This is a genomic window from uncultured Sulfitobacter sp., from assembly GCF_947497275.1.
Taxonomy (GTDB): domain Bacteria; phylum Pseudomonadota; class Alphaproteobacteria; order Rhodobacterales; family Rhodobacteraceae; genus Sulfitobacter.
The window spans coordinates 243043-255287 of sequence record NZ_CANMFS010000001.1 but is presented as its reverse complement, the minus strand read 5'-3'; the positions used below and the strand labels follow the sequence as shown (position 1 = coordinate 255287).

The 12245-nt window shown below is 60.6% G+C and carries 7 protein-coding genes; 5 read left to right on the top strand and 2 right to left on the bottom strand.

What is annotated here, in order from left to right; genetic code table 11:
• Window positions 1-3: 3 nt before the first annotated feature.
• Window positions 4-777, top strand: a complete 774-nt coding sequence (locus tag Q1A06_RS01185; protein ID WP_299557819.1) for a hypothetical protein — start codon at window positions 4-6, stop codon at window positions 775-777.
• Between the two features lie 2 nt (window positions 778-779).
• Here the strand turns inward: Q1A06_RS01185 and Q1A06_RS01180 are convergent, their stop codons facing one another.
• The gene (locus Q1A06_RS01180) at window positions 780-1853 is read right to left on the bottom strand and encodes an Mrp/NBP35 family ATP-binding protein (protein ID WP_299557817.1); all 1074 of its coding nucleotides are present in this window, start codon (window positions 1851-1853) and stop codon (window positions 780-782) included.
• Between the two features lie 529 nt (window positions 1854-2382).
• Between Q1A06_RS01180 and Q1A06_RS01175 the strand changes: the two genes are divergently transcribed.
• Window positions 2383-2598 (top strand): DUF1127 domain-containing protein, encoded by a 216-nt coding sequence (locus Q1A06_RS01175; RefSeq protein ID WP_299557815.1) that lies wholly within the window; start codon window positions 2383-2385, stop codon window positions 2596-2598.
• Between the two features lie 735 nt (window positions 2599-3333).
• Here Q1A06_RS01175 and Q1A06_RS01170 read toward each other — a convergent pair.
• A complete protein-coding gene (locus tag Q1A06_RS01170; protein ID WP_299557813.1) occupies window positions 3334-5751 on the bottom strand; it encodes a UvrD-helicase domain-containing protein in 2418 nt (805 codons plus the stop codon).
• Window positions 5752-6396: 645 nt separating this feature from the next.
• Here Q1A06_RS01170 and Q1A06_RS01165 point away from each other — a divergent pair.
• The 3 genes from Q1A06_RS01165 (at window position 6397) to Q1A06_RS01155 (ending at window position 12186) form a co-directional block, all read left to right on the top strand.
• Window positions 6397-7542, top strand: a complete 1146-nt coding sequence (locus Q1A06_RS01165) for an alpha-hydroxy acid oxidase (RefSeq protein ID WP_299557811.1) — start codon at window positions 6397-6399, stop codon at window positions 7540-7542.
• 178 nt (window positions 7543-7720) lie between these two features.
• A complete protein-coding gene (locus Q1A06_RS01160) occupies window positions 7721-11161 on the top strand; it encodes a pyruvate carboxylase (RefSeq protein WP_299557809.1) in 3441 nt (1146 codons plus the stop codon).
• Entirely contained in the window at window positions 11161-12186 is a 1026-nt protein-coding gene (locus Q1A06_RS01155) for a Stealth CR1 domain-containing protein (protein ID WP_299557807.1), read from the top strand. The genes Q1A06_RS01160 and Q1A06_RS01155 overlap by 1 nt, the downstream gene beginning before the upstream one ends.
• The last annotated feature ends 59 nt before the right edge of the window (window positions 12187-12245 follow it).

Here is a 12245-nt window from a genome sequence, read left to right as displayed (position 1 = left end):
CGGATGCCCAAAGTGAACACGGCGCTTAAACTTCTCAAACACGCAATCGGCCTCCTGACGCGCCATCCGCTCGTGACCGCGCGCGTCATTGCGCCCGCAGTCGTTCTGATGGCAGGTGTCGGGGTTTTGATGGCGCTTTTCGCGCCGGAAATGCTGTTAATCAGCACAAGCAATCTGGAAATCGGCGGTTCCGCAATCCGGCTGCTGCCGGTCGCTCTGCTGACCGTCTTCATCCTTAGCTATGCGTTGATGGCGATCCTGTGGCACCGGCACACCTTGTCCGCAGGTCACGCGCCCGAACCCATGACGGCGCAGCTGTTGCTGGGGTACCTGTGGCGCGTTGCAGTGCTTGCCATGATCCAGCTCGCGGTCAGCCTGGTCCTTGTGATGCCACTGTTGATGGCCGAGCAATCCGCTAACGCAGACGCGCCGTCGATCTACTCGATCCTGCTGACGACATTCGCGACGCAGCTGGTGCTGGTCTGGCTGTCGCTACGGTTAAGCCTGATCCTGCCCGCAGCTGCCCTGGGCAGGCCGATCTCGCTCAAGCACAGCTGGGAGCAGACACTGGGCCTATCACGTCCGCTTTGGGGCGTGGCTGCGATACTGGCCGTGACCAACACGGTCCTCAGTGGCCTTGTAACCCTCTTCGGTCCGCTTGGCCCCGGCGGCGCGCTCGCGCTGGAATTGCCCCTCTACGTCATCGAGGGCCTCCTGATCTTCAGCGTGCTGACCACCCTTTATGCGCAGTTAATCCAGAAAAATACGCGCGCCTGAGCTCAGGCCATGCCGCCCTTGATCAGCCCTTGGGCGATCTTCGCATAGGCTTGGGCCATCACACCGTCACCCGCAGCAACAGGCGTGCCCGCATCCCCGGCCAGCCGCGTTTCCAGATCTATGGGCAGCGCGCCAAGCAGCGGCACGCCCATCTTCTCGGCCTCACGCCTGACCCCGCCTTCGCCGAAAATCTGATGCTGCGCCCCGCAATCGGGGCAGACGAACATCGACATGTTCTCGATCAGGCCAAGCACCGGCGTTTTCAACGTGGCGAACATGTCCAGCGCCTTGCGCGCGTCGATCAGCGCGACGTCCTGCGGTGTCGAAACGACGATCGCGCCGGTAAGCTCGGTCTTTGTACATAAGGTAAGCTGCACATCGCCGGTGCCTGGCGGCAGATCGACGATCAGCACGTCGAGTTCGCCCCACTCAACCTGGCCCAGCATCTGTTGCAGCGCGCCCATCAACATCGGCCCCCGCCAGACGACGGCTTTGCCTTCTTCCATCATGAACCCGATGGACATCAGCGTAACCCCATGCGCCTGCAGCGGGATGATCGTCTTGCCATCTGGGCTGGCCGGGCGCTTGTTGACGCCCATCATACGTGGCTGACTGGGGCCGTAGATATCGGCATCCAACAACCCTACCCTGCGCCCAGCCCGCGCAAGCGCGACCGCGAGGTTCGAGCTGATGGTGGATTTTCCGACACCGCCCTTGCCGGATCCGATCGCTAGAATGCGCTGGACGCCGCTGGGCTTTGTTGGCCCTTCCTGTGGTTTGGGGTGGCCACCCACCTTGAGGCTCGGAGGCGCAGCGGGTTTTGCCCCGGGGCCGTGCGCGGTGAGGGCGACCGTCACCTGCGTTACCTCCGGTATGTCCTTTACACACCGTTCCGCTGCGTCCCGCAGCGGGCCCATCGCACGTGCCGCTTCGGGACTGGGCGCTTCGATGACAAAGCGGACCACGCCCGCCTCTACACTGAGCGCGCGCACCAGATCGTGCTTAATGAGACTGCGTCCATCCGGCAGCATCACCCGCGACAGAGCTGCTTCGATATCGGCTTTCGTGACCGCCATTGGAATTCTCCTTTGGTCGTCTTCACACCATGAAACACAGAGCGACCGCAAGGCCGATCCCTGCGACATAGCTGTCGCGTGGAGGTGAATACCGGAACACAACCTCAGCGCTGATTTGCGTGTGCTGCCCCGGTCAATTCGACTGTTGCGTATGCTGCATGGCAGCATTGCAAATAAAAACTATTGTGCAAGCGCAGCAAATAGGGCAATGTCTAGGACATGAAAACAATCCTCCCGATGGTTTTCAAACCGACATAAGGCCTCCATCCTCCTCCCGGGGGTCTGTGTTCTCTAAGGCGGCGACATCTTCCTCCTCCCTGATGTCGTCGCCATTTTTTTCCCAATGATAAAGCTCAGAAGCCAGACCTTGGAACGGTAGCGATTTATTTCAATCGCATATCAATTACTTAACGCAACGTTCTCTATGCATCCAGCGCATAGCCGCGTTGCAGCATTACATGTTGCTCGTGCAGCATTTGCGCCTATCTATAGATCATAACGAAACACGACACTTCCGAAAGAGGCGACAATGACCTTTTATACCGACACAACCGCCCGCGCCGCAGCACCACGCCGCATTGCAGCACTTCTGGACACACTGTCTCATAAAATGCGCCAACACAAAGCCTACCGTTCGACTTACAACGAGCTGTGCGGTCTGAGCAATCGCGAGCTTGCCGATCTGGGGATGACGCGCGGCGACATCCGCCGTCTGTCGCAAGAAGCAGCAGACATGGCGGCCTAAACACGGACATCCGAATTCCCCGCACCGATTCTCCCATCGGGACGGGGAACTTCGCAACACGGCAGAGTCTCGGATCACCGATGACCCCGTGTTGCACAAAGATGCATCTCTCCACTCCTCCCTTTAGGATGGGTGCATCCCAAAAGGCGGCGGCTCCCCTCCTCCCGGGGAGCCGCTGTTTTTCAAAGATGCCCTTGCCGCCTGAGACTGCGGCCTCATCCGACCGAAACGATCCGCAGTAATAGGTGCGAACAGCGGTCCGCTGCGACGTCCAAGTATTCCGCCTCTGCGGTTTCTGCCATCCTCCCCCTGCAGTGCGTTTGATCCAAGAAACGCTGGTCGGCTTTGGCTAAGAGAGTTCATCCATCCCACGTCCTTTCCCGCGCCGCTGGGATCGGCTTTCGGGGAAGAATACTAAATTTTTCAGCGAGCTTCTGGTGCTTTCCACTCTTCCCGGTGAAAGCGTAGATGGCTGTGCGCCCGACGAAGATGTCGATCTCTGTAGAAACGCCTATTTACACGACGCGCTGAACAACAACTTTGCCGTTGTGGATGTCATTTCCACCCAAGCGACGTAAACGCGAGGCGTCGATTTGAAACTGGGCCTCGACAATTGCGCGTTCGACACTCCCGGAATGGGCGATCAGATGAACACAAGCGGCAGCGACTGTACGCGCGAGGACACGGGCATGTGGCGGGGCGGGAAATTCCCTGGCGCGACGCTGCAGGTCGATTTCAAAACGGCACGCTATCCGCGGCGGACAGAAAACGAGCGACGACCTTCTTATCCCCGGCCTTTTCGAACGCAACCTCAAGCTTGTCTCCTTCGATTCCCTTGATGGTGCCGTAACCGAACTTTTGGTGAAAGACCCGCTCTCCCATCACGAAACTGCTGGTCGCGGTCATATCAATAGTGACATTGCGCGCTTCCGACGGCTGGCTGACGCTGCGCTGTCCCGCGCGTGCCTGAAGCCGTCGCCATCCCGGAGAATTATAGACGTTTGCTTCGGCCGCCGCCTCATGCAGCGTGCTTTGCGGCATCGCCGCACCGTAGCCCCCCCCGTAAAGGCCCGGCGGGGTCAGCACTTCGACGTGCTCCTGCGGCAACTCATCAATAAAGCGCGAGGGCATTGCACTTTGCCACTGGCCGAACACCCGCCGGTTGGCGGCGAATGAGATCGTACAGAGTTCCTCGGCGCGGGTGATGCCGACATAGGCCAGCCGCCGTTCCTCTTCGAGGCCCTTCAGTCCGCTTTCGTCCATTGAGCGTTGGGAGGGAAAAAGCCCGTCTTCCCATCCGGGCAGGAACACGGCGGGGAATTCCAGTCCCTTGGCCGCGTGCAGCGTCATGATAGACACCTTCGCCCCCTCACCGTCCTGTTCGTTGTCCATGATCAAGCTGACGTGTTCCAGAAACCCTTGCAGATTTTCGAATTGCTCCAGTGCCTTGACCAGTTCCTTGAGGTTTTCCAAGCGCCCGGGCGCCTCGGGCGTTTTGTCATTCTGCCACATACCAGTATAGCCCGATTCGTCGAGAATGATCTGCGCAAGTTCGATATGGCTTACCTCCGGTGGCCCGTATTCCATGCGCAGAGGTGCCACCCCATCGTCAAGGACGGTGTCGTCCTCGCTCATCTCGATGCGCGGGCCGCGCAACATTGCGGACCACCTGTCGATGCCCTCGACCAGCAGCTTCAACTGCGCGGCGCCCTTGCCGCCGATGCCTTGGTGCGCCAGCAGGATGCGCGCGCCTTCGACCAGATTTGTACCATGTTCACGCGCTGTGCGCTGAATTTTTTGCTGTGCCACATCGCCCAAGCCTCGTTTGGGCGTGTTCACGATCCGCTCGAACGCCAGATCGTCGTCGGGCGATGTCACGACGCGGAAATAGGCCATCGCATCGCGGATCTCCAACCGTTCATAAAACCGCGGCCCCCCAATCACCCGGTACGGCAGCCCGATGGTCAGAAACCGGTCCTCGAAGGCGCGCATCTGATGCGACGCGCGCACCAGTATCGCCATGTGATCCAGCTCGATTGGCCGCAGGCCGCGCGTGCCGCGCTGCATCGATTCGATCTCTTCCCCGATCCAGCGCGCCTCCTCCTCACCGTCCCAATGACCGATGAGCCTCACTTTCTCCCCCTCGGTCGCCTCAGTCCAAAGCGTCTTTCCCAACCGCCCTTCGTTCCCCGCGATCACGCCCGACGCGGCGGCGAGAATATGCGGCGTCGAGCGGTAATTCTGCTCAAGCCGTACGACATGCGAACCCGGAAAATCCTTTTCGAACCGCAGGATGTTGCCTACCTCGGCACCGCGCCAGCCATAGATGGACTGGTCATCGTCGCCTACGCAGCAAATGTTCTTGTGACCACCCGCTAGCAGCCGCAACCACAGGTATTGCGCGACGTTTGTGTCCTGGTACTCATCCACGAGAATATATCTGAACCAACGCTGGTACTGCGCCAGCACATCTTCGTGGGTCTGAAAGATCGTGACCATGTGAAGCAGAAGATCACCGAAATCGGTGGCGTTCAGCTCTTTCAGCCGCGCCTGATACTGCGCGTAGATCTCGACACCGCGATGATTGTAGGCTCCGGCATCCGCCGCCGGAATTTTGTCGGGTGTCAGGGCGCGGTTTTTCCACGAATCGATGATCCCCGACAGCATCCGCGCGGGCCATCTTTTGTCGTCGATGCCTTCGGCAGCAACCAGTTGCTTGAGCAGGCGCAGCTGGTCGTCGGTATCGAGGATGGTGAAGTTCGATTTCAGACCCACTAGTTCGGCGTGGCGGCGCAGCAGCTTCACGCAAATCGCGTGGAAGGTGCCCAGCCAGGGCATCCCCTCGATCTGCTGGCCCAACATCGCACCGACGCGGTTTTTCATCTCGCGCGCGGCCTTGTTGGTAAAGGTCACGGCCAGGATCTCGTTCGGGCGTGCGCGTCCGGTGTTGAGCAAATGCACGATGCGCGCGGTCAGCGCCCGCGTCTTGCCCGTACCGGCCCCCGCCAGCATCAGAACCGGCCCATCCATTTGCTCAACCGCTTCGCGCTGCGCCGGGTTGAGCCCGTCGAGATAGGGCTGCGGGCGCGCGGCCATCGCGCGCGCGGACAGGGATGCGCCCTCGAAGGCGCTGTTCTCATCAAAACTGCTCATGCGGGCGAACCTACCGCGAAGCGGCGATAAAATAAAGAGACGTTCGCAGTCTGTTCTACCAGAATTTGACTGTCCATCCGCTCGGCTGCCTGTCCATCTATAACCGAAAACTTGATGGTTTGGGAATAATTCGGTTCAAACGGACCCCTATTCCCACAAAAATGATCATTTGCGCACAGCGTATTCCCATAAATTGTTCGGAAAGGGTATCGACATGTTCAAATCAGATGACACAGATCGCCTGCGCCGTCAGCTCGATTAGTTCACGATACCGATGTTTATCGCGGACCTACGTGCCAGCGATGCGGAATTCGAACTCGTCGCACCGAACAAGGCGTACGAGGCGCAACCCGGTCTGACGATGACCGACGTCATCTGGCGCCCGATCAGTGGCCAGAGGGCCGGTGATTTGGGACACCTCGCTAAGCCGGATCGAATTGCCGGACCGACGCGAAAGGGTCGTGGGCAGCGCCATCGTGCCTGATCGCGGTGACAGACGAACTGCCTTGCGGCAGCAACCTGCAATCCGCGCCTGCGCTACACGAAAATTCGACCCGTACGGTCTTTGAAAAGCTGCGCCAGACCTGAGCGGCGGCGGCCGCACGCAAGCTGGACAAGGCGGTAATCATATCGCCATAAGACGGAATGGATTTACACAATCAATACCCGTCACTTGCCGATCTGCGCCACCGCGCCCGGCGACGCATCCCCAAGTTCGTCTGGGAATATCTCGACAGCGGCACCGGCGATGAAGCAACCAAAGCGCGCAACCGTGCGGCATTGGACCGCATCGGGATGATGCCCGGCATACTGGGCGGCGAGTACACGCCCGATCTGTCCACACGGTTTCTGGGGGCCCAGTTTCCTCTGCCCTTCGGTGTAGCGCCAATTGGAATGTCCGGCCTCATGTGGCCCGACGCCGAAGGGCACCTTGCACGTGCGGCGGCGCGCGCCGGCATTCCCTATTCAATTTCGACCGTCGCCACCCAAAGCCCCGAGGACGTTGGGCCCCACCTTGGCGAACACGCCTGGTTTCAACTCTATCCGCCACGCGATCCCGAGATCCGCCGCGACATGCTGGAGCGCGCGAAAGCAGCAGGGTTCACCACGCTGATCCTCACCGTCGACGTCCCGGTCTCAAGCCGTCGCGAGCGGCAGGTCCGCTCTGGCCTGACCAATCCGCCGCGGCTCACTCCGCGGCTGCTGGCGCAGGTGGCTTTGCGGCCCGCCTGGGCGGCTGGCATGGCCCGACGCGGGATGCCGCACATGCGAGGGTTGGACAAATACGGTGATGCCGCAATCAACAGCCGCTCTCCCACTGCCCACATGGGGTACCTGCTGCGCACCGCTCCGGACTGGGATTACGTCAAATGGCTTCGCGATGAATGGCAGGGCAACTTCCTGATCAAGGGGGTGATGCGCGCCGACGATGCCGTGCGCCTTGAGGAAATGGGGGCGGACGGCATCTGGGTCTCGAACCACGCCGGTCGGCAGTTCGACGCCGCGCCCGCCGCGATCGAGGTTCTGCCGGATATCCGCGCCGCGACCGGGCTGCCGATCGTCTTTGACAGCGGCATCGAAGGCGGGCTCGATATCCTGCGCGCGCTGGCGCTTGGCGCGGATTTCGTCATGTTGGGGCGTGCGTTCCACTTCGCTCTGGGCGCGCTGGGGCCACGGGGCATCGACCACCTCATCGACATTCTGGCAAGGGACATCACCGCGAACATGGGACAGATCGGCGCGCGCAGCCTTTCCGACCTGCCCGAGGCGATCCCGCTCAGCCCGCGCTGAACACCGCATCGGGAACGATCGCGATGCGGTCGGATCCGCCCGCGATTGGCAAGAAAACAGGCATGCAGGTGCATCCGGTGCCTAAAACAATGTCCCTTCCCGGTCTACCGCATTGCAGCAGCACGGCGGTTCCGCTTACACATTGGCATTCCCGCTGATAGCGCAAAGGCACCTACCCATGACAGATTTCAACAAGATCCTCATTGCCAACCGCGGCGAAATCGCCATCCGCATCATGCGCGCTGCCAACGAGATGGGCAAGAAAACGGTCGCTGTCTTCGCGGAGGAAGACAAGCTGGGGCTGCACCGGTTCAAGGCGGACGAGGCGTACCGGATCGGCAAGGATCTGGGACCGGTTGCCGCCTATCTGAGCATTGACGAGATGATCCGCGTGGCGAAGGCATCCGGCGCTGATGCGATCCACCCCGGCTATGGTCTGCTGTCGGAGAACCCAGATTTCGTGGACGCTTGCGCGCAGAACGGCATCACCTTCATCGGACCCCGGGCCGAAACAATGCGCAAGCTGGGTGACAAGGCGTCGGCGCGACGTGTGGCGATGGAAGCCGGTGTGCCGGTGATCCCTGCGACAGAAGTGTTGGGCGACGATATGGAGGCGATCAAGAAGGAAGCCGCCGATGTCGGCTATCCCCTCATGCTCAAGGCGTCATGGGGTGGGGGCGGACGCGGGATGCGCCCGATCATGAGCGAGGACGAGCTGGCCGAGAAAGTCCGCGAGGGCCGGCGCGAGGCCGAAGCCGCGTTCGGCAATGGCGAGGGCTATCTTGAGAAGATGATCCAGAAGGCGCGGCACGTAGAGGTTCAGATCCTCGGCGATACGCACGGCGAGATCTACCACCTGTTCGAACGGGACTGTTCCGTCCAGCGGCGCAACCAGAAAGTGGTTGAGCGCGCTCCCGCCCCCTATCTCACCGACGCCCAGCGCGCCGAGGTCTGCGATTTGGGCCGCAGGATCTGCGCCCACGTCAATTACGAATGTGCGGGCACCGTTGAGTTCCTGATGGATATGGCGGACGACAAATTCTACTTTATCGAGGTTAATCCCCGCGTTCAGGTCGAACACACCGTGACCGAGGAAGTCACCGGCATCGACATTGTCAGGGCGCAGATCCTGATCGCCGAAGGCAAGACCATTCAGGAGGCCACCGGCAAGGCCTCACAGGACGATATCACCCTGAACGGTCACGCGCTGCAAACCCGCATCACCACCGAGGATCCGCAAAATAACTTTATCCCCGATTACGGTCGCATCACCGCTTACCGCTCGGCTACGGGCATGGGCATCCGGCTCGACGGCGGCACAGCCTATGCGGGCGGGGTCATCACGCGCTACTACGACAGCCTGCTGACCAAGGTGACAGCAAAGGCACCGACCCCCGAAATGGCAATCGCGCGAATGGACCGCGCCCTGCGCGAGTTCCGCATCCGCGGTGTCTCGACGAACATTTCCTTCGTCGAGAACCTGCTGAAACATCCGACGTTTCTGAACAATACCTATCATACCAAATTCATCGACGAGACACCGGAGCTGTTCACCTTCAAGGCGCGCCGTGACCGGGGCACCAAGGTGCTGACCTACATTGCCGACATCACGGTAAACGGCCATCCGGAAACGAAGGACAAGCCGCTGCCCGCCGCCGCACATCGCGCGCCGGTGCCGCCTGCTGCACGTTCAGAGCCGCAGATGGGTACGCGCAACCTGCTGGAGCAAAAAGGACCGCAGGCCGTGGCCGACTGGATGGGCCAGCAACGCCAGCTTCTGATCACCGACACCACGATGCGCGATGGCCACCAGAGCCTTCTGGCGACCCGCATGCGCAGTCACGACATGATCAAGGTGGCGCCCGCCTACGCCGCGAATCTGCCGACGCTGTTTTCGGTCGAATGCTGGGGCGGTGCGACCTTCGATGTGGCCTACCGGTTCTTGCAGGAATGTCCCTGGCAGCGCCTGCGCGACATTCGCGAGCGGATGCCGAACGTCATGACGCAGATGCTTTTGCGCGCCTCTAACGGCGTGGGCTACACCAACTATCCCGACAACGTCGTCCAACAGTTCGTGCGCACCGCCGCCACGAACGGCGTTGATGTGTTTCGCGTGTTCGACAGCCTAAACTGGGTGGAAAACATGCGCGTTGCGATGGACGCAGTGATCGAGAGCGGCAAGATCTGCGAAGGCACGATCTGCTATACCGGCGACATCTTCGATCCGGACCGGGCAAAATACGATCTGAAATACTACGTTTCGATGGGAAAGGATCTGAAAGCCGCAGGCGCGCATGTGCTGGGGCTCAAGGACATGGCCGGCCTGCTCAAGCCCGCACAGGCGCGCCAGCTTGTACGTGCACTGAAATCCGAGGTCGGCCTGCCGATCCATTTCCACACCCATGACACCGCCGGCATCGCCTGTGCCACGATCCTTGCGGCGAGCGAAGCGGGCGTCGATGCCGTCGATTGCGCAATGGACGCGTTTTCGGGGAATACCTCGCAGGCAACGCTTGGATCCGTCGTCGAGGCGCTGCGCCACACCGACCGCGACAGCGGGCTGGATATCACGGCCGTGCGGGAAATCTCGGACTATTGGGAAGAAGTACGTCATCAGTATCTCGCCTTCGAGACAGGCATGCAGGCGCCATCCTCCGAGGTGTATCTGCACGAGATGCCCGGCGGTCAGTTCACCAATCTCAAGGCGCAGGCGGCAAGCCTCGGGCTTGAAGACCGCTGGCCCGAAGTCGCGCGCACCTACCGCGACGTGAACCAGATGTTCGGTGATATCGTCAAGGTGACGCCATCGTCGAAAGTGGTCGGCGACATGGCGCTTATGATGGTATCGCAGGGTCTGACCCGCGCGCAGGTCGAGGACCCCGATACCGACGTCTCCTTCCCCGACAGCGTCATCGACATGATGCGCGGCAATCTGGGCCAGCCGCCCGACGGGTTCCCGGACGGCATCGTGCAAAAGGTCCTGAAGGGCGAGACACCCAATACCGAACGCCCCGGCAAGCATCTCGCACCGATTGATCTGGAAGCGACGCGCAAGGAATTGTCCGAACAGTTAGACGGCATGACCATTGAGGACGACGATCTGGCGGGCTATCTGATGTATCCCAAGGTTTTCCTCGACTACATGGGCCGCCACCAGATGTACGGACCGGTCCGGACCCTTCCGACGCCGGTTTTTTTCTATGGTATGGAGCCGGGCGACGAGATCTCGGCCGAAATTGATCCCGGTAAGACGCTGGAGATCCGCCTTCAGGCCATCGGCGAAACGATGGAAGACGGCGAGGTCAAGGTGTTCTTCGAACTTAACGGGCAACCTCGTGTGATCCGTGTGCCCAACCGTCTGGTCAAAGCGACCACAAACCAGCGCCCCAAGGCAGAACCCGGCAACCCGGATCACATCGGCGCACCGATGCCGGGTGTCGTTGCATCGGTCGGCGCGGTGGTCGGTGCCCGCGTGAAGCAGGGCGATCTATTGCTGACCATCGAGGCGATGAAAATGGAAACCGGGATCCATGCAGAGCGCGACGCCGTCGTCAAGGCGGTCCACATCCAGCCCGGCGGTCAGATCGACGCGAAGGATCTACTGGTGGAACTCGAATAGTGCAGAAAGGTGCACAACCGGTCGATGCCGTCATCACCTGGGTCGATGGCGGCGATCCGGTGCACCGTGCGAAACGCGAGAAATGGCACGATGGTGCCGGTAACAGCCCAGCCGCACATGCCAAAGCGACGGACGCAACCCGTTTTGACGAACAGGGCGAGATCAGATGGTGCATTGCCTCCCTGCTTCAGAACGCACCGTTCCTGCGCTGCATATGGATCGTGACCGACGCCCAGCGCCCCGCCGTGGTCGACGACATGATCCGGGCGGGCATCTGTGACGCGTCCCGGCTGCGTATCGTCGATCACCGCGACATGTTCGGCGAATATGCGGCATGCCTGCCCACCTTCGCTTCTTCGTCGATCGAAGCCATGCTGTGGAACATTGAGGGACTTGCCGAAAACTATATCTTTCTGAACGACGATTTCTACCTCAACGGTCCCTGCGACCGCCGAACATTCTTTACCGACGACGGTCTGCCCGTGGTCCGTGGTGCTATGCGCAGCCACAAGCTGCGCCACCGGTTGCTGGGCCTGCGTGCAATTCTGAGCGACCGCTTTGGATTTTTGTCTGCACCGTCGCCTGGATTTGAGCTGGCGCAATCCAAAGGAGCGAGGCTGGCCGGTGCGTCGAACACATACGTGCGCACCTATCACAGCCCACGCCCCATGCGCCGTAGCACTTTGCGGGATTTCTACGCAAAACACCCCGATGTTCTGGTGGAACAACTAGAGCATCGTTTCCGCCACCACTCACGTCACAATGCGATCACCCTAGGTAATATGATCGAAATCATGCAATACGGCGCACCTTTTGTCGGTCCGCCCGACATGGTGTATCTACACCCCAAATCATTCTTGGATGCCGCAGACGGGCTGCGACAGCTGTCCGATGACGGTCCGCTGTTCGGCTGCATTCAGTCGCTCGACCAGCTGCCTCCCGAGACGGTTGCGCAGATCAAAGGATACCTAGACGAAAAATTCGCCGGATACCTGCCGCTTGCGCTCGGAAAATCCGAATCCTGAACCGACCGCATCGGCCCCTGCCTGAGATGCGAATTTTTTTCATATTCATCGAAATAGCA

Coding starts and splice junctions, on each gene's coding strand:
- Q1A06_RS01165 (WP_299557811.1), top strand. CDS start 6,397: ATGGATTTACACAATCAATACCCGTCACTTGCCGATCTGCGCCACCGC.
- Q1A06_RS01170 (WP_299557813.1), bottom strand. CDS start 5,751: ATGAGCAGTTTTGATGAGAACAGCGCCTTCGAGGGCGCATCCCTGTCC.
- Q1A06_RS01175 (WP_299557815.1), top strand. CDS start 2,383: ATGACCTTTTATACCGACACAACCGCCCGCGCCGCAGCACCACGCCGC.
- Q1A06_RS01180 (WP_299557817.1), bottom strand. CDS start 1,853: ATGGCGGTCACGAAAGCCGATATCGAAGCAGCTCTGTCGCGGGTGATG.
- Q1A06_RS01160 (WP_299557809.1), top strand. CDS start 7,721: ATGACAGATTTCAACAAGATCCTCATTGCCAACCGCGGCGAAATCGCC.
- Q1A06_RS01185 (WP_299557819.1), top strand. CDS start 4: ATGCCCAAAGTGAACACGGCGCTTAAACTTCTCAAACACGCAATCGGC.